17 protein-coding genes are annotated in these 18,916 nt (G+C 54.0%); 10 read left to right on the forward strand and 7 right to left on the reverse strand.

Annotated elements, in window-relative coordinates; genetic code table 11:
• Nucleotides 1-131: 131 nt before the first annotated feature.
• A complete protein-coding gene (locus U868_RS0114625; protein WP_025153940.1) occupies nt 132-2,132 on the forward strand; it encodes a BCCT family transporter in 2,001 nt (666 codons plus the stop codon).
• Between the two features lie 42 nt (nt 2,133-2,174).
• Here the strand turns inward: U868_RS0114625 and hpaR are convergent, their stop codons facing one another.
• Complete coding sequence (gene hpaR / locus U868_RS0114630) at nt 2,175-2,606, reverse strand: homoprotocatechuate degradation operon regulator HpaR (RefSeq protein WP_025153941.1); 432 nt, start codon at nt 2,604-2,606, stop codon at nt 2,175-2,177.
• Between the two features lie 238 nt (nt 2,607-2,844).
• Here hpaR and U868_RS0114635 point away from each other — a divergent pair, with 238 nt between their 5' ends.
• From U868_RS0114635 to ggt, 4 genes are all read left to right on the forward strand, one after another.
• Nucleotides 2,845-4,317 (forward strand): NAD-dependent succinate-semialdehyde dehydrogenase, encoded by a 1,473-nt coding sequence (locus tag U868_RS0114635; RefSeq protein ID WP_025153942.1) that lies wholly within the window; start codon nt 2,845-2,847, stop codon nt 4,315-4,317.
• A 147-nt stretch (nt 4,318-4,464) separates the two neighbouring features.
• Nucleotides 4,465-4,989: a 4-hydroxyphenylacetate 3-monooxygenase, reductase component gene (gene hpaC / locus U868_RS0114640; protein ID WP_025153943.1), complete on the forward strand. Its 525-nt coding sequence runs from the start codon at nt 4,465-4,467 to the stop codon at nt 4,987-4,989.
• A gap of 409 nt (nt 4,990-5,398) precedes the next feature.
• Nucleotides 5,399-6,868, forward strand: a complete 1,470-nt coding sequence (dtpB, locus tag U868_RS0114645; RefSeq protein WP_025153944.1) for a dipeptide/tripeptide permease DtpB — start codon at nt 5,399-5,401, stop codon at nt 6,866-6,868.
• A gap of 247 nt (nt 6,869-7,115) precedes the next feature.
• Complete coding sequence (gene ggt, locus U868_RS0114650) at nt 7,116-8,879, forward strand: gamma-glutamyltransferase (protein ID WP_029991206.1); 1,764 nt, start codon at nt 7,116-7,118, stop codon at nt 8,877-8,879.
• An 83-nt stretch (nt 8,880-8,962) separates the two neighbouring features.
• On the opposite strand, the gene U868_RS0114655 is transcribed toward ggt, so the two are convergent.
• Genes U868_RS0114655 through U868_RS0114680 form a run of 6 tightly spaced genes read right to left on the reverse strand, consistent with a single transcriptional unit; the run spans nt 8,963 to nt 13,501 of the window.
• Nucleotides 8,963-9,538, reverse strand: a complete 576-nt coding sequence (locus U868_RS0114655) for a TerD family protein (protein ID WP_004235930.1) — start codon at nt 9,536-9,538, stop codon at nt 8,963-8,965.
• Nucleotides 9,539-9,597: 59 nt separating this feature from the next.
• Complete coding sequence (locus tag U868_RS0114660) at nt 9,598-10,176, reverse strand: TerD family protein (protein WP_004238854.1); 579 nt, start codon at nt 10,174-10,176, stop codon at nt 9,598-9,600.
• A gap of 42 nt (nt 10,177-10,218) precedes the next feature.
• Complete coding sequence (locus U868_RS0114665) at nt 10,219-11,253, reverse strand: TerC/Alx family metal homeostasis membrane protein (RefSeq protein WP_025153946.1); 1,035 nt, start codon at nt 11,251-11,253, stop codon at nt 10,219-10,221.
• A gap of 22 nt (nt 11,254-11,275) precedes the next feature.
• Nucleotides 11,276-11,731 (reverse strand): tellurite resistance TerB family protein, encoded by a 456-nt coding sequence (locus U868_RS0114670; protein ID WP_025153947.1) that lies wholly within the window; start codon nt 11,729-11,731, stop codon nt 11,276-11,278.
• Between the two features lie 19 nt (nt 11,732-11,750).
• Nucleotides 11,751-12,914, reverse strand: coding sequence for a TerD family protein (locus U868_RS0114675; protein ID WP_025153948.1), 1,164 nt, complete (start codon nt 12,912-12,914; stop codon nt 11,751-11,753).
• Nucleotides 12,914-13,501, reverse strand: a complete 588-nt coding sequence (locus U868_RS0114680; protein WP_025153949.1) for a TerD family protein — start codon at nt 13,499-13,501, stop codon at nt 12,914-12,916. The genes U868_RS0114675 and U868_RS0114680 overlap by 1 nt, the downstream gene beginning before the upstream one ends.
• Nucleotides 13,502-13,795: 294 nt before the next feature.
• On the opposite strand from U868_RS0114680, the gene U868_RS0114690 reads away from it, so the two are divergent.
• Genes U868_RS0114690 through U868_RS0114710 form a run of 5 tightly spaced genes read left to right on the forward strand, consistent with a single transcriptional unit; the run spans nt 13,796 to nt 18,795 of the window.
• Nucleotides 13,796-14,854: an ATP-grasp domain-containing protein gene (locus tag U868_RS0114690; protein WP_025153951.1), complete on the forward strand. Its 1,059-nt coding sequence runs from the start codon at nt 13,796-13,798 to the stop codon at nt 14,852-14,854.
• A 7-nt stretch (nt 14,855-14,861) separates the two neighbouring features.
• Nucleotides 14,862-16,004: a phosphoribosyltransferase domain-containing protein gene (locus tag U868_RS0114695; protein ID WP_025153952.1), complete on the forward strand. Its 1,143-nt coding sequence runs from the start codon at nt 14,862-14,864 to the stop codon at nt 16,002-16,004.
• Entirely contained in the window at nt 15,994-16,779 is a 786-nt protein-coding gene (locus U868_RS0114700) for a hypothetical protein (protein WP_025153953.1), read from the forward strand. The genes U868_RS0114695 and U868_RS0114700 overlap by 11 nt, the downstream gene beginning before the upstream one ends.
• Nucleotides 16,772-17,851 (forward strand): cysteine protease StiP family protein, encoded by a 1,080-nt coding sequence (locus tag U868_RS0114705; RefSeq protein ID WP_025153954.1) that lies wholly within the window; start codon nt 16,772-16,774, stop codon nt 17,849-17,851. The genes U868_RS0114700 and U868_RS0114705 overlap by 8 nt, the downstream gene beginning before the upstream one ends.
• On the forward strand, nt 17,848-18,795 hold the full coding sequence (locus tag U868_RS0114710) for an HpcH/HpaI aldolase/citrate lyase family protein (protein WP_025153955.1): 948 nt from the start codon (nt 17,848-17,850) through the stop codon (nt 18,793-18,795). The genes U868_RS0114705 and U868_RS0114710 overlap by 4 nt, the downstream gene beginning before the upstream one ends.
• Nucleotides 18,796-18,916 lie beyond the last annotated feature (121 nt).

Here is an 18,916-nt window from a genome sequence, read left to right on the forward strand (position 1 = left end):
CACTATTTTGCCGGGGTTTCTATTTGCCGCTGCGCAGCCGCGTACCGTTTCAGAAGGAAAATCTGACGCTTTGATGCAGTTCTCCCCTTTTTACTGCCGGCGTTATCTACAACTGATAAAAGGAATAATTCATGAGTCATCAGGACACTGAACAATCCGCAAAAAAAATGAAGATTAATCCGCCGGTTTTTTATATTTCGGCCCTGGTTATTCTCCTGATTGTCGGCTTTGCCGCCCTGTTTCCCCAGACAGCGGACATACACCTTAAAGCCCTTCAGACCAGCCTGTTTAAAAACGCCAGCTGGTTCTATATTCTCGCCGTCGCCCTGATTTTACTGAGCGTCACCTTTATGGGGCTGTCCCGTTTCGGTGATATTAAACTCGGCCCTGACCACGCCCGTCCGGCGTACAGTTATATTTCCTGGTTTGCCATGCTGTTCTCCGCCGGTATGGGGATCGGGCTGATGTTCTTTGGTGTCGCCGAACCGGTGATGCACTATCTTTCCCCGCCTGTCGGCACACCGGAAACGGTTGAAGCGGCAAAAGAGGCCATGCGCCTGACCTTCTTCCACTGGGGGTTACACGCCTGGGCTATTTACGCGGTTGTGGCGCTGATCCTTGCGTTTTTCAGCTACCGCCACGGCCTGCCGCTGACACTGCGTTCCGCACTCTACCCGATTATCGGTGACCGTATTTACGGCGCAGCCGGTCATGCGGTGGATATTTTCGCCGTGGTCGGTACGGTATTCGGGGTCGCGACCTCCCTCGGCTTCGGCGTGTTACAGGTGAATGCCGGGCTGAATCATCTGTTCGGCCTGCCGCAGACAGAAACCGTTCAGGTGGTGCTGATTGTGGTGATCACCTCACTGGCCACGCTGTCAGTGGTGTCCGGTCTGGATAAAGGCATCCGTTTTCTGTCAGAGCTGAACCTCGGCCTGGCGGTTCTGCTGCTGATTATGGTTGGTGTGTTAGGCCCGACCGTGCTTCTGCTGAAATCCTTTGTTGAGAACACCGGCGGGTATCTTTCCGAAATCGTCAGTAATACCTTTAATCTCTTTGCTTATGAGCCGAAGTCAGATGACTGGCTGGGCGGCTGGACCCTGCTTTACTGGGGCTGGTGGCTGTCGTGGTCACCGTTTGTCGGGATGTTTATCGCGCGGATTTCACGCGGACGCACCATCCGTGAGTTTGTTTTCGGCGTGTTGTTTGTCCCGGCGGGCTTTACCCTGCTGTGGATGACCTTCTTCGGCAATACCGCCATAGATCTGATCAAAAATCAGGGCGCAACCGTTCTCGCCACGGTGGTGAAGGAGGATGTGTCACTGGCACTGTTCCAGTTCCTCGAGTATTTCCCGTTCTCCACAGCGCTTTCTTTCTTTGCCATGCTGATGGTGATTGTCTTCTTCGTCACCTCCGCTGACTCCGGCGCGATGGTCGTGGACACTCTGGCCTCCGGCGGGGATGCACACACACCGGTCTGGCAGCGGATTTTCTGGGCAGGACTGATGGGCGTGGTGGCGATCACCCTGCTGCTGGCCGGCGGATTATCCGCCCTGCAAACCGTGACTATCGCCAGTGCCCTGCCGTTTGCGGTTGTGCTGCTGTTCTCGATTTACGGACTGATAAAAGCCCTGCGGATTGATGTGCATAAACGCGACAGCCAGCAGCTGGCGACCATTGCACCGACGGCAAGCCGCAATCCGATCCCGTGGCAGCGCCGTCTGCGTAATATCGGCTATTTTCCGAAACGTTCGCTGGTCAAACGCTTTATTGATGAAGTGGTATCAGAGGCGATGGAAATGGTGTCGCAGGAGCTGGAAAAACAGAGCACCCCGAGCCATATCGACCGCAGCCGCGACGACCGGATCACCTTTGAGGTCGATCTGGGGGATGATATGAACTTTATCTATGAAACCCGGCTGCGCTATTACAATCAGCCGTCCTTTGCCCTTTCCGGGATGACTGACGAGGAGAAAGATGAGGAGCACCGCTATTACCGCGCGGAAATCCATCTGAAAGAGGGCGGACAGGATTATGACATTATGGGCTGGAACAAGGAGCAGATTATTCATGACATCCTTGACCAGTATGAAAAACATATTCACTTCCTGCATCTGCTCGGCAAGAAATAAGTCTGTCACTGTAAAAACGCCGCTCACCTGAGCGGCATTTTTTTATTCTTCTTCGTTGCCGCGCTGCGGCAGTGCCACCAGGTCATCCAGCAACGCATAGAGCTGGCGCACCTTCTCCGGTGTAAACTGTAATTCCAGCGCCTGATAGCCGGTCTCCACTTCCGCCTGCACACGGTGATACAGTGCCGTGCCTTCGTCAGTCAGGGAGAGATAGAGTTTGCGCTGATCACTGAGCGGCTTGAGACGATGAATAATGCCCGCTTTTTCCATCCGTGTCAGAATGCCGGTCAGGCTGGGGCGCAGAATACAGCTTTTCTGTGCCAGGAGATGAAAATCGAGTGACGGGGTCTTAGCCAGTATGCGGATAATCCGCCACTGCTGCTCTGTCAGCTGGTGTGCTTTCAGGGTCGGGCGAAAGTAGCCGAGGACCACTTCACGGGCCTGCAAAAGGGCGATAAGTAATGATTCATGCATAATGGGTAATTTCTCCGCGATGTACTCACATCATAAACATCGACGTTATCAAAAAAAGGCGCCATTTTATCGGGAAAATGCGCAATCAGATATCCTCTGTTAGAATAAAAAGCATATCAGTCATAAAGACCCAAAGGACTCTCCTTTTATTAACGCTATATTAACAATAAATCAATGGTCTTCTGCTGATATCTCAGTGCCCTCATCACTTTTTTGAGAAAACGCAACGGAGCTCTCTATGTTCACCTCATCGTTAACCGATCCTTCCTTTTCCCTGCTGCGCACCGGCGGCTATATCAATGGCCAGTGGACCGATGCACAGGATAAGGCCACGTTTGATGTGACCAACCCGGCCACCGGCGGGCTGATCACCCGCGTCAGCGACCTCGGCGCACACGAAACCCGGCTTGCCATTGCCGCCGCCGAAAATGCCCTGCCGGGCTGGCGCGCCCTGACCGCCAAAGCCCGTGCGCAGATCCTGCGCCGCTGGTTTGATCTTGTTATGGAGAATCAGGAGGAACTGGCACAACTCCTGAGCCTGGAGCAGGGCAAACCGCTGGCAGAATCACGCGGGGAAATCGCCTACGGCGCAAGCTTTATCGAATGGTTTGCCGAAGAAGGCAAGCGCGTGTACGGCGAAACCATTCCGGCGACACAGAGCGGACAACGGATCGCCACTATCCGCCAGCCGATCGGGGTGGTCGGTGCTATCACGCCGTGGAACTTCCCGAATGCCATGATCACCCGCAAAGCCGCTCCGGCACTGGCGGCAGGCTGTACCATGGTGCTGAAACCGGCAGCAGAAACCCCGCTTTCCGCCCTGGCGCTGGCTGCACTCGGTGAACAGGCCGGTATTCCGGCCGGGGTGTTTAATGTTGTCACCGGGCTTGATGCGGCGGCTATCGGTGGTGAACTGACCACCAGCCCGGTTGTGCGCAAAATATCCTTTACCGGCTCCACCCGTGTCGGCAAGCTGCTGATGGCGCAGAGTGCGGAGACCGTTAAAAAGCTCTCTCTTGAACTGGGCGGCAACGCACCGTTTATTGTATTTGATGATACCGATCTCGATGCGGCGGTTGCCGGTGCCATGGCCGCCAAATTCCGCAACAGCGGGCAAACCTGTGTCTGTGCCAACCGCCTTTATGTGCAGGACGGTGTGTATGATGCCTTTGCCGCGAAACTGGCAGAGGCTGTCAGTGCCCTGCATGTCGCGCCGTACACCGACGAAAAAGCACAACAGGGGCCGCTGATTAATGAGGCCGCTATCCGCAAAGTCAGTGAGCATATCGCCGATGCGGTCAGTAAGGGGGCAACCGTTCTCAGCGGCGGGAAACCGGCGGTACAGGGCGGATTATTTTTTGAACCGACAGTCCTGACCGGTGTGACTTCAGACATGCTGGTGACCCGCGAGGAGACTTTCGGCCCGCTGGCACCGCTGGTACGGTTCCGGGAAGAAGAAGAGGCCATCCGCGCGGCAAACAACAGTGAGTTCGGTCTCGCCGCTTATTTCTACTCCCGCGATATCGGCCGGGTCTACCGCGTGGCGGAAGCCCTGGAAGCCGGGATGGTCGGTATTAATGAAGGGATTATTTCCGCAGAAGTGGCACCGTTCGGCGGTATCAAGCAATCCGGGCTCGGCCGCGAAGGCTCCCGCCACGGTATTGATGACTATCTGGAAATCAAATACCTCTGCTTCGGCGGGATCCGTTAATCCCCGCTGACCTTCTCCTGCGGCTGTCCTTCCGGCAGCCGCATTTTCTGACTCTCCCTTGTATTTTTCCCCGGCTATGATTAGACTGCGTATCATTCGCAAATAAGCAACAATTGCGTCACATTTTTTACCCCACCGGGAGTTGGTATGTCTTTGGATAATTCACAGCGTCTGTTGTTCCGCGACGCAATGGCGACACTCTCCGCTGCCGTCAATATTGTCACCACCGACGGCGATGCCGGGCGCGGCGGGCTGACCGCCACCGCGGTCTGCTCTGTCACGGATACGCCGCCGACCCTGCTGGTGTGCATCAACCGCAGCAGTGCGCTCAGTGAGGTGTTCAGAACCAACGGACGTTTGTGTGTCAACGTGCTCACCCATGAACATCAGGCACTGGCGTGTGATTTTGCCGGGATGACCGGCCTGAGTATGGACGCGCGTTTTGCCGGTGATCACTGGCAGCCCGGCGCGCTGGGACAACCTTGTCTGTATGGCTCGCTGGCCTGTCTGGAAGGTGTGGTGACTCAGGTGCAGGAAATCGGCACACACAATATCTTTATGGCGGAGATCCGCAATATTGATGTCCGCGACGAAGGACATGGTCTGATTTACTTCCGCCGTGATTTCCGCACTGTCGAAACCGGTGATATCCCCGCTGCTGCTGTTGCCTGATCCGTTTTCATTCTTATCATAATAATTCGTTAACATATCATGTGTTAACGAATTATTATTCATCAGAAAAATAACTGTTACATATTTTCACATTTAACTCTGCATCCCTCCGGACAACAGAATAAATAACCGCCAATCCGCTCAAATCACCATCAACAAAACCATTGAAGACTAATTATTGATGTCAATCTAATGAATTTTATTTCAATTATGATATTAATTATTACAGTAAGTGTGATCTGCCTTTGAGATGCTCAGCAGGCAATATATTAGTCTGAGCCCTTTGGCAAATACCCTGACAAATACGCAAACACTCAACCTTACGCAAGAGTTTATCTTTTAGCTTTGCCTCCGCGATGCCGGGAAGGCTTTTGCGTGATGAATAATTATTAATAAGAGGCATTAAACCATGAGTAAACCCGCGCAGGTTGGATTATTTAACCAACCTAAGCCATTCTTCATGATTTTTATCGTGGAGCTGTGGGAACGCTTCGGCTATTACGGTGTACAAGGCATCCTGGCCGTCTACTTCGTTCAGAAACTGGGATTCAGTCAGGAACAGGCATTTATCACCTTCGGGGCATTCGCCGCGCTGGTATACGGTCTGATCTCTATCGGTGGTTACGTCGGTGACCACGTCCTCGGGACCAAACGGACCATCATCTTAGGGGCCATCGTGATGGCTGTCGGTTATTTTATGACCGGCCTGTCTATCATGCACCCGGATCTGATCTTCTACGCACTGGGTACCATTGCTGTCGGTAACGGCTTATTCAAAGCTAACCCGGCCAGCCTGCTGGCAAAATGCTATCCGCCGAAAGACCCGCGTCTGGACGGGGCATTTACCCTGTTCTATATGTCGATCAACATCGGCTCCCTGATTTCCCTGGCGCTGGCACCGGTTATCGCGGACAAATACAGCTATACCGTCACTTATAATATCTGCGGTATCGGCCTGCTGATCGCCCTGGCGGTCTTCCTGTTCTGTCAGAAAATGGTGCGTAATATCGGTTCCGAGCCGGATCACAAACCAATGAAATTCGGCAGCCTGCTGGTGGTGTTAGCCGGTAGTGTGGCAACCGTCTTCCTGTGTGCATGGTTACTGCACAACGTGGTTGTTGCCAACTATGTGTTACTCGGCGTCACCGCTGTGGTTATCTTCTTCTTCTTCCGCGAAGCCTTCAAACTGAAAGGCGTTGAGCGGAACAAGATGTATGTGGCGTTTGTTCTGATGCTGGAAGCGGTTATCTTCTATGTGCTGTATGCCCAGATGCCGACTTCACTGAACTTCTTCGCTATCTATAACGTACATCACACCATTATGGGTATTGATGTGCATCCGGTCAGCTTCCAGGCACTGAACCCGTTCTGGATTATCGTACTGAGCCCGGTTCTGGCTTACTTCTACAGTAAAATGGGTGCACGCGGCAAAGACTTCTCGATGCCGGGTAAATTCACCATCGGTATGTTCTGCTGCTCTGCCGGTTTCCTGACCGCTGCCGCTTCCGGTATGTGGTTTGCCGATGCCTCCGGTCTGACCTCACCGTGGTTTATCGTTCTGGTTTACTTCTTCCAGGCAGTCGGTGAACTGATGATCAGTGCGCTGGGTCTGGCGATGGTGGCTGCGTTCGTTCCGCAGTACCTGATGGGCTTTATTCTCGGGATGTGGTTCCTGACCCAGGCAATGGCAACACTGCTGGGCGGTTACGTGGCGACCTTTACCGCTCCGCCGGAAGGCGTGACCGACCCGCTTCAGACTCTCGGTATCTACACCGATGTGTTTGGCAAAATCGGTATCGCAACGGCGGTTGCCGGCCTTATTATGTGGGCTATCGTACCGAAACTGAACAAAATCATGAAAGAAGAAAAAACAGCCTGATTGTGTTAACCGGTGCTGCTGCGGCACCGGTTTACCGTCTCGTTTGCGTAATGACACGCTGTTCTGCATAGCCCGGGTTATCCGGGTTTTTTATTATCTCCCTGCTCTGCTTTTCTGCCCGGTTTCACATTTTCCCGCACGCCATTTCTCAAATATTAGTATCCCTGCTATACGTTAATTAACTATTAATTAACAAATAGTCAATCACTTCATCATACAAAACCCTGCACGATCAACGGAGATAATAATGCGAACACCATGGCAAACACCTGTTCTTCTGCTCTCTCTGCTGCTTTCCCCGCAATTGTACGCTGCTTCCGAACCCGCCGCTGAAGCCCGCAACGGGATGGTGGTCTCTTCCCAGCATCTGGCATCACAGGCCGGTGCCGATATTCTGAAATCCGGTGGTAACGCGGTGGATGCGGCGGTGGCTGTCGGCTACGCTCAGGCAGTGGTGAATCCCTGCTGCGGTAATATCGGCGGCGGTGGTTTTATGACCCTGCATCTGGCAGACGGAAAAAATATTTTCATCAATTTCCGTGAGACGGCCCCGGCATCCGCCTCTGCGGATATGTATCTCGATAAAGACGGTAATCTGATCAAAGATGCCAGCCTGTACGGCTACCTCGCCGCCGGGGTGCCGGGAACGGTAAAAGGGCTCGATTATGCCCTGGAAAAATACGGCACCATGACGCGGGAGCAGGTGATGGCTCCGGCGATCAAACTGGCCCGTGACGGTTTTATCCTGACCCGCGCGGATACCGATGTGCTGGATACCACCACCGCCCGTTTTAAGCAGGATCCGGAAGCTGCGCGGATTTTCCTTAAACCTGACGGCTCCGCATTTCAGCCGGGCGACCGTCTGATTCAGACCGATCTGGCCAATACCCTGGAGCGCATTGCCAAAGAAGGCCCTTCCGCCTTTTATGAAGGTGATATCCCGCAAATCGTGGAAAAAGCCTCTCAGGCAGGCGGCGGTAAGCTGACAGCCAAAGATTTCGCAGATTACACCATTTCTGAGGTCGCGCCGGTCACCTGTACCTATCGCGGTTATGAGTTTATATCCGCCCCGCCGCCGAGCTCCGGCGGTGTGACTATCTGCCAGACCCTGAATATTCTGGAAGGTTATGATCTGAAAGCAATGGGCTTTAACTCGGCGGATTATATCCACACTCTGACAGAGGCGATGCGCCATTCTTATATGGATCGCAATACTTCCCTCGGTGACCCGGCGTTTGTGAAAAACCCGACCGAAAAACTGACCAGCAAAGCCTATGCGGAAGAGCTGCGCAAAGAAATCATTCCGGGCAAAGCCACCCCTTCTGCTCAGGTGCAGCCGGGTACCGGTCCGCATGAAAAACCGGAAACCACACACTATTCCGTGGTGGATAACAAAGGTAATGCGGTTTCCACCACCTATACCATCAATGGTCGTTTCGGTGCGGTGGTGATCCCGCCGGGCACCGGCTTCTTCCTCAATGATGAAATGGATGATTTCACCACCAAAATCGGTGAGAAGAATATGTACGGCCTGGTTCAGGGTGAGCGCAACGCAATTGCCCCGGGCAAACGTCCGCTTTCTTCCATGAGCCCGACCATTGTCACCAAAGACGGTAAGATTTTCCTGGTGCTTGGTTCGCCGGGCGGCTCACGGATCATCTCTATCACCCTGCAGACCGCGCTGAATATTATCGACCACGGCATGGCACCGCAGGAAGCCGTGAATGCGCCGCGTATCCACCATCAGTGGCTGCCGGATGAGGTGTATTACGAGCAGCGCGGTGTGTCAAAAGACTCACTGAATCTGCTGGATAAAATGGGTTATAAGATGGTTGAGCAGACACCGTGGGGCGCCGCCGAGCTGATTATGGTGGGATTACCGGGTGCCGCCGGGGTCAGCGCGGATTCTTCCGGCAATGATGCCGCCGTGTCCGGTAAGGTGCGGGAAGGTTATCTGTACGGCGCCAATGATGTGCGCCGCCCGGCCGGGGAAGCAGCAGGAGTCGAGTAATCTCCCGGCCGGATTTGTAAACGCAGCATGCCCTGTCCGTGACGGACAGGGCATTTTTTACGGCAACCCACTGATATCAATAATTAAATATTAACACCGTGCTGAGACGCTAATGCAGACAGACCACCGGCAAAGCCCTGGCCGACTGCTTTGAATTTCCACTCAGTACCATGACGGTACAGCTCACCGAAGACCATTGCGGTTTCTGTTGATGCATCTTCAGACAGGTCGAAACGGGCAATTTCACTGCCGTTATCATTATTACAGATACGGATGAAGCTGTTGCTGACCATACCGAAGTTCTGTTTACGGGCTTCCGCATCATAAATCGTGACGGAGAAGACCAGTTTTTTCACATCCGCCGGAAGGGTATTCAGGCTGATTTTTACCTGCTCATCATCACCATCGCCTTCTCCGGTGCGGTTGTCGCCCTGGTGTTCCACCGCGCCGCACGGGCTGGTTTTGTTATTAAAGAAGATGAAATGGCTGTCGGATAATACTTTTCCGTCGTCACCCACCATAAATACCGATGCGTCGAGGTCAAAATCCTGACCATCAGTCACACGCGCATCCCAGCCCAGACCAACCATTGCCACGCTCATTGACGGGGCTTCTTTGGTCAGGGAGACGTTACCGCCTTTTGTAAGAGAAACTGCCATTTCCGGACTCCTGCTGCGGGTTATAAAGAGGGCTGGTTATCAGCCCGCTGAAAAAATAATCAGGATGCGTTGATACCGTACTGCGCACAGACTGATGACAGACCACCGGCATAGCCCTGGCCGACAGCACGGAATTTCCACTCGGCACCGTGACGGTAGAGTTCACCGAACAGCATCGCGGTTTCAGTGGAGGCATCTTCGGTCAGGTCATAACGGGCGATTTCGGTATTGGTGTCATCATTGACCAGGCGGATAAAGGCGCCGGATACCTGGCCGAAGCTCTGACGGCGGGTCTGCGCGTCATGGATAGTGACCACGAAGACAATTTTGTCGATCTCCGCCGGAATCATATCCAGTTTGATGATCAGGGATTCATCATCACCATCGCCCTGGCCGGTGCGGTTGTCGCCGGTATGGGTGACTGAACCGTCAGATGAACGCAGGTTGTTATAGAAAATAAAGTCTGCATCACCACGCACTTTACCGGCGGCGGTCAGCAAAAATGCAGAGGCATCAAGGTCAAAATCCTGACCATCTGTGGAACGAACATCCCAGCCTAAGCCAATCAGGACGTTTTTCATTGAAGGGGCTGTTTTGCTCAGCGACACGTTACCACCTTTAGAAAGAGAAACGCTCATTTCACTTACTCCTTAGTTAAATCAGTGACGGGCGGCGGATAATTACTTATCCGCACTTTCCGTTTTTTCCGGGAAAACAAAGCTGGCGATAATACCCAGTGCCAGAACCCCGAGCACCACGAACAGGCTGCTGGCGGCCGAAATATGTAATCCGTGACCCCAGAGGCTGTCTGTCGCATTCAGACCCAGTTTCACCGCGATAAAGAACAGCAGCGCAATAACTGCTTTTTCCAGGTGAACCAGATACTGCTTCAGTGCTTCCAGGACAAAATACAGGGTACGCAGGCCGAGGATCGCGAACATCATGGCGCTGTATACAATCAGCGGCTCACGGCTCACGGCGATAATCGCCGGTACGGAATCAAACGCAAACATCACATCGGACAGTTCCACCACCGCCACACACAGCATCAGCGGCGTGGCATACAGAGCGGCTTTTTTACCGCGCCCGATAGTGACGTCTTTGTTCTCCGGTTTTGCCAGCTCGGCATCCACTTCTTTCTGAGTCAGCAGGAAGGCGTGTCCGCTCAGTTTCGGCCAGATCGGGAACAGTTTTTTCACCATCCGGTAAGCAATGTGCTGTGAGTAATCTTCAATCTCTTCCTTCTCTTCGCGGTTACGCAGCATCATGACGGCGGTCCAGGCGACGATCAGGGCGAAAATCACTTCCACATACGGCCCCAGGCTCAGCAGACCGGTCCCTATCGCCACGAAAATCCCGCGGAAAACAATAGCCCCGATAATGCCCCAGTACAGCACACGGTGGCGGAAACGATCCGGAACCGAGAACCAGGAGAAAATCGCCATCATCACAAACAGGTTGTCGACCGACAGCACTTTCTCAAGCGCATAACCGGTGACGAACAGGCTCGCAACCTCTGAACCGTGGTGGATATAGAGAAACCCGGCAAAACCCATTGCCACAGCAACCCAGAAAACAGACCAGATTGCCGCATTTTTCAGTGAAACCGGCTTATCGCCCCGGTGCATAAACAAATCAATAAAAATCGCACCGATTGCGAGGACGACGAAAACAGTGACTGTTTCCACCGGAAAACCGATATGTGTTGATTCCATAATTAACCCTTAGGTATAAAAATCAGAGACCGAATTCTGCCGGGTCAAACCCCAGGGCAGCGGCGATCTCTTTTACTGCTTTCTGCTCATCCTGATCGAAGTTACCGTCACTCTTCGCGACTGCAATCCCGACACGCACCGCTAACTGCGCTGCTTCCGGCTGATCCTTCAGCGCCAGGATATATTTCATGGTTTCACCTTTGCCGATTTCCATGTCAAAATCGAAACTGGTGACCAGTTTGTTGAAAAATGTAATAACTTCTTCAGTTTCAAATACTTTCAGTTCTTCGGACGATTTCAGAAAACCGATCATTTTCTGTTTTTCTTCCGCGCTGACCCCGTCACTGGAAACCGCGATACGCGCACAGACAGCGATTGTGCCTTCCATAAACTTACGGTTTCTGAAACGGCTGACCTGTTTTGTCAGCTCTTCACGGCCTGAATTAAACGCATTTTTGACCCGGTTAAGTATACTCATTGCTGTATCCTCACTTAAATTATTTCGACCCGGCTTTCCAGCGGAAACCCCACCCGAATGCTTCATCCATATCGCTTTGATTTTTAAAGAAACGGTTAAGGCGTTCGACTGTTATCGCCCCGTTCTCATTGACCAGCCGGGCAATCGCGCACATGGTGCGGCGGTCGTCCCCTTCTGTCAGCCGGGTTTCCACCGGCGGCTGCTCCGGTACAAAGACCGTCACCATGCCATCGGTTTTGTCCCAGCTCGGTACGCCCTGATAAATAAAGGCGTAGATGAGGATCTGACGGATATGTTTCCACTCGCCGCCGTTGATATGCAACCACTCACCTTCTGAAACCGCGCCGGTGCGATCATCACCCTGCAACTGAATAAACGGTTCGCGCCGGTAATCACCAAATGCATTACCCAGTGCCTGAATTACCGATTTCTGACCATTCTGTAACTCAACGAATGCGCCCAGATCCAGGTCAATCCCTTTGTTACCGCCACCGAACACATTACTGAGAAAGCCCCCGGAACGGCTGTTCTGAGCATCCCGGTGCCAGTTCAGATTAATGCGGATTTCACCGAAGTTATCCCGCTTGCTCAGACTGATTGACGGCTTTTCTTTGCTCAGCGATATCTTACTTAAACTGATTTTGCTTTCTGCCGGTTTTGGTGCAGGCGATGGTGCCGGTGCGGATTCTGCCGCCACATCCACCCCGAAGTGTTCCGCCAGCGGTTTCAGTCCGCCGTTGAAGCCTTGGGCAACAAAACGGAATTTCCACTCATTGTTACGGCGGTACAGTTCACCAAGGATCAGTGCCGCTTCCTGACGACCGGCGGTATCCACAATGCCGCTGAGCCGTTTTTCGCGATCCGCCTCAACCTGAACTTCCAGGCTGCGCAGACCGGCAACAGTCTGTCCGCCGTCACAGGTAACCACAAACGCGACTTTCTGCACATCCTGACGCAGACGGCTGACATCCACCGTAAAGACGGTATTGTTGCCGTTCTGCTGCCAGCTGATGGTGTTGTCATCATTCTGCGGCTGGCCGTAGAAAACCATATCCGGATCGCCCTGCACTTTGCCGTCAGCATACAGACGGAATGCAGAGGCATCCGCCGCCGCACCGGACAGCACCGTCACCCGCAGTGTTTTCAGCGGAACGGGCGCATTCGCCCCGGGCGTCATGTTCATCAGCGCACCACCGTACTGACGATGTCAGAAGACATGTCGTCAATCGTGCGGCCGCGGCATGCGGTACCGTGTGCGGTAAAGTTCCACTTACCACCGCTGCGGCACAGGGAGGCGATCACGATACCGGTGTGTGAGCCCTGCTCATTCAGCTGATAACGCACCAGCTCTTTACCACTCTGATCCAGCACACGGCAGAAAGCATTTTCCACATCATTAAATGTCTGACCACGGAAGCTGTTCACCGTAAAAGCCAGATATTCGGTATTCTGCGGCAGACGGTTAAGATCCACGCGGATCACTTCATCATCACCGTCACCCTCGCCGGTCAGGTTATCCCCTTCGTGGATCACGGATTTACAATCTGATTTCAGTTTGCGGAACCAGATGGTGTCGAGAATACGACCGTTTTTATCCAGCAGGATGCAGCTGGCATCCAGATCAATGGAATCGTTACCGCCGCCGAACAGCGAACCGAGAAAACCTTTCTTTTTCTGAACAGGATCCCAGCCGAGACCGAAATGCAGCTGATTTAATGCGGCAGATGCCTTGCTGAGAGATACCGTCTGATTTTTCGTCAATGAAACCATATTTTCATTCCTTAAACGGGAGATAAAACCCGGCAACAGATGCTGGTGATAATGAATTTTAAAAAATCATATCATGACGGAGTTCTTTGGCAAGATATATTTCGATATAAATTAATAATACAATTTAAACATATAGTTACCTTAAAAATAATGATATTGAAAATTATAGACAATGTCGGATTTTGTCAGCGGATTGTCAATCAAAACATAATCATAATATGATTGACATGTTAATTAACCCTAAATAAACTCGCTCCTAATCTATCGGATAAAACAGAACAGGAATAAACAATAATGGCGCATGCGATCTGGCTGACGGAAGGGCTCTCCTCCCAGCGTGATCTGATCCGGAATATCAGGCTGTTCGCGCAGACATTACAGGCTGATCTCACGATCTTTGCCTCTCACCGGCATCCCCGTCACGAGATCCTGTCAGAGGCGGATTATTCCCTGACTGAACCGGCTGACGATAACGATCGGCTGGCGCTTATCCTGTCTGTTACGGAAAAATACAGTATTCAGGCAATCCATGCCGGGCGGAATACCGCGTGGTTTGAAACGCACAGAAACACTATCACAGCTGCCGGCACCCGGCTGATAACCGGTGTCGCCTCTCTGTCTGATTACGCCGTGGCGGATGATAAAATCCGCTTTGCTGCTGAGATGGCATCACACGACCTGCCGGTTGTGCCTTCTGTACCGGTTACCTCTGCGGCGCAGTTGCGTGATGCACTCACCCGTTCCCCGTTTCCGGGTCTGCCGCTGTGCATTAAACCGGTTCAGGGCATTTACGGTGCCGGTTTCTGGCAGTTTGATGACAATGCACAGCCGATGGCCATGTTCACAAACCCTGAACGGCGGCTCACCACACCGCAGCAGTATCTGTCCGCCCTTGAAAGCGCGAAAAAATGCGCCCCGCAGGTACTGATGCCTTATTTGCCCGGCCCGGAGTATTCCGCAGATATTCTGGCTGATAACGGTGAAGTGCTGGCTGCTGTTGCGCGGCGCAAAGAGGGTTCCCTGCAATACCTTGAACATGACGGCGCCGCATTTGAACTGGCCTGCGCCTGTGCGCGGGTAATGAAGGCCGATGGGCTGGTGAATGTGCAGACCCGCCATGACCATCACGGGCAGCCGCTGCTGCTGGAAATCAATATGCGACCGTCCGGCGGTATCGGTTATACCGCGCTGAGCGGGGTGAATCTGCCGGGCCTGTTTGCCCTGCACAGTATCGGGCTGCTCAGTGCGGATGAGGTCAGAGAATATGACCGCACTGCATTTCGTCCGGCAATTGTCCGCCCGCTGACCGAAGCCGTCAGCTACCCGTCTGCCCTGAACAATGCAATACACTGAGGTCACTATGCCCGGTTTTACCCGTCCCGGTTGCCACCGGTTCACACTGACAACCGGCACGCTGGAAGTCCGCAGCGATGCCACCCCGGAAACGCTGGATGCGCTGTTCGCAATAGCGGAGCGGCGTAACCCGAAACGGGCATTTCTGTTTGTCAGCAAAGTGCTGGGCCGCCATATCCCGGTGGAGCCGGAAATTATGCGTGGTGTTTACCGCCGCCTCAGTGAGCAGTTCCCGCAGGATCTGCCGCAGCCGCTGCTGGTTATCGGTATGGCGGAAACCGCTGTCGGTCTGGGAGCAGGGGTATACAGCGAAATCCGCCGTCAGTATCCGGAATCCCTGTATCTCTCCTCCACCCGCCATCCGGCGGACGGCGAACTGCTGTGTGAATTTAAAGAGAATCACAGCCACGCCACCGATCATCTGCTCTATTTCCCGGCCGATCCGCAACTGAGAACCCGGCTGCAACAGGCAAAAACCCTGGTGCTGGCTGATGACGAAGCCACCACCGGCAATACGTTTACCAATCTGCTGACCGCACTGTATGAAAGCGGGCAGCTGCCTGATTTACAACAGGTTGTGACTGTCACACTGACTGACTGGCGGGAAAGTCCTGCCGCCGTTCAGCACGGTCTGCCGTTGCGGCATGTCTCTCTTGTCAGCGGCAGCTGGCACTGGGAAGCGGATCCGGATGCGCCCCTGCCGGAGATGCCGGATGTGAATGTCAGCGCGGCGGGAGCCGTGCCAATCCGCCGTCCGCAGACACGGGTACGGCTCGGTCTGCATGATCCGCACACCGATTTTGGCTGCACGATGACGGCAGCACCCGGTGAGCGGATCCTGGTGCTCGGTTCCGGGGAATTTGTCCGGGAACCGTTCCTGCTGGCGGAACGGCTGGCAGAGGCCGGGGCTGATGTAAAATTCAGTGCCCTGACCCGCTCCCCGATAGCCCCCGGCGGTGCTATTGAATCTGTTATTTCCTTCACGGATAACTACGGACTGGGGATCCCCAATTATCTCTACAACGTGGCACATCAGTCATTTGACCGCATTCTGCTGTGCACCGAAACGGATCCGGCGGCGTTTGATCCGCAGTTATTACAGGCACTGGCCCGCTGCGCGCCGCTGACGGAGGTAATTTATGACGACTAAACCGGTGATCCTGAGCGATCTGGATGACACCCTGTTCCAGACAAAGCGCAAAATGACGCAGGAGCAGGCACTTACACCGTTCCGCGCCGGTGCCGTTGACCGCACATTGCAGCCGCGCAGTTTTATGACCGAAGAACAGTCTATGCTGACAGACTGGCTGCTGGCACATGCCGATCTCATTCCGGTTACAGCACGCGGGACGGAAGAACTCCGCCGTGTCACTATCCCGTTCCGTTCGTATGCGATCACCACACACGGCGCGGTGATCCTGCAACCGGACGGCTCGCCGGAGCCGGTCTGGCAGTCTCAGATGCTGGCCGCCCTCGCCCCTTACCGTGAACGCCTGCTGTCACTTCAGCAGTTTTGTACTGACATGATGGCCGGGCGCGGTATTGATGCCCGGGCGCGTATTAATGATGAATACGATGATGTACCGGTCTATCTGGTGATGAAGCACACTGACAGCACCCGCACAGCGGAACTGTATGCCGTTGCCGCAGAGATTGAACAACAGTTTCCGGCGGACGGGTTTTACATCCACCGCAACGGCAACAATATCGCCTGGCTGCCGGACCCGGTGGAAAAAGGCCATGCTGTTACGCACCTGCTGGCGTTATTACGGGCAGAGCGCGGCACTTTTCCGGTTATCGGCCTCGGCGACAGTCTGAGTGATTACCGCTTTATGAAACACTGCACCTGGTTCGGGATGCCGTCCCGCTGTCAGTTTGCGGAGGCGGTCGCCGCCCGGATTTTCAGTGAGGTATCCGATGTATAATTTCCCTCCGTTCTCAGGCAGTTATCTGCCGGATGATGTGCAGTTTCTGCTCCGGCCGGTTACCATTGATATGACCCCGGTGGATGTGAAAGAGCAGCTTATCCAGTCCGGACAGAAGCACTATTCTGATATGCTCAGCCAGGAGCCCGCCCCCACGGACTGGCATCTTGATCTGTTTAACCGCGCACTGAAAAAAGGCGCCCCCCGGCTGGCACGGGATGTGAGTTCCCTTGCCCGCACACTGGGTGATTATTTTGCGGATCAGCCGGTTGTGCTGGTCAGCCTGGTCCGCGCCGGTGTACCGTTAGGCGTGATGCTGCATCAGGCGCTGCGTGATGCGGGAAAAACCTCACACCATTACGGCATCAGTATCATCCGCGATCGCGGTATTGATACGGCGGCACTGGAATGGATCGAACACCATCACGGCACCACCGGTATTGTCTTTGTTGATGGCTGGACAGGCAAAGGCGCTATCACCGGTGAACTGATCCGCTCTCTGAAAGACAGACCCGGCTACCCGGCCGATCCGCGTCTGGTGGTTTTGGCCGATCCTGCCGGATGCGCCTGGCTCTCCGCTGCGGATGATGACTGGCTGATCCCCTCCGGGATTATGGGAGCCCCGGTTTCCGGGCTTATCTCCCGCTCAGTCTGGTCAGATACCGGCCCGCACGGCTGTGTGCATTGTGAGCACTTACAACCTTATGAGTGCAGCCGGACACTCACCGATACCGTTGCGGCCTTACGCCCTCAGTATACGGCTGTCCCTGCCGCCGCCTTTCCCGATCCGGACACCAAAACCGCACTGCGCGAAAAAAGCCGCGCGGTGATCACTGCACTGGCTGAACGCTGCGGTGTCACCGATCTGAACAGAATCAAACCCGGCATTGCCGAAGCCACCCGCGCCGTTCTGCGCCGGGTGCCGGATCATGTCTTTGTGCGTGACTGTACAGAGCCGGATGTGGAATTACTGCTTTATCTCACCCGTCAGAAAGGGATCGCTATCACGGAAGCCGGCGACGCCCTCGGGCAGTACCGCGCCGTCACTATTATCAGGAAGGTATCACCATGACCCGACGTCTCTCCCCGTGGAATTTAGGGGCCTCACTCTATATGCCCGCCACCCGCACCGATATCACGGATGTGATTATCAGTAATAAAATCAGCGGGCTGCGTTCACTGATTATCTGTCTGGAAGATGCGGTCAGTGAAGCGGATATCCCGCAGGCACTGAATAATTTACAGAGCATTATGGCCGCGCTGACAGCGGAGAAACAGCGTGCCGGAAACCAGAACTGGCCGCTGGTCTTTATCCGCCCGCGCAACCCGGAAATGGGATTGTGGCTGCGCGGGCACTGCGACCTCAGTGCCGCTGACGGGCTGGTACTGCCGAAATTCACACAGAAAACGCTGCCGGTCTGGTGGCAGGTGGTACAGGATACCCCGCTGTGTATGATGCCGACCCTGGAAACAGAAGAAGTCTGTGATGTGGTACAGATGCGCGAGCTGGCACAGGTACTCAAATCCCATCCCTGTCATGACAAAATCATCGCACTGCGTATCGGCGGAAATGACCTGATGAATGTGATCTCCCTGCGCCGCCCGCGCCATCTCACCCTGTATGACGGCCCGATGGGTTATGTGATAAAAATGCTGGTCTCTGTATTTGCCCCGCACGATTTTGCCATGACCGCTCCGGTCTGCGAGCATATTGATGATCACGATGTCATGACGCGGGAGCTGGCGCTGGATATCGCTCACGGACTTACGGGCAAAACGGCGATCCATCCGAATCAGGTGGCGGTGATTGAGCAGGCACTGCGGGTCTCCGCCGATGAGCACGCGGATGCACTGCGGATCCTCAACTCCACACAGGCGGTATTCAAATCACAGGGAGCCATGTGTGAGCCGGCGACACACCGGCGCTGGGCATCGGCCATTCTGGCCCGTGCCCGGGTGTACGGGATCGCACAGCGAAAAACGGACGAACAGCCGTTTAAAACACAAAACGGCTGAAACTGAGGACAGAAATATCATCAGACTGAATATCCTGCACTATTATATCTGAATACCTTGATATATCCTGACCAGCTGATTAAATAGAACTGTTATGCGGAACCGCTGTTTCCGGCATAAC

Source organism: Morganella morganii H1r (assembly GCF_000633515.1).
Taxonomy (GTDB): Bacteria; Pseudomonadota; Gammaproteobacteria; order Enterobacterales; family Enterobacteriaceae; genus Morganella; species Morganella morganii_B.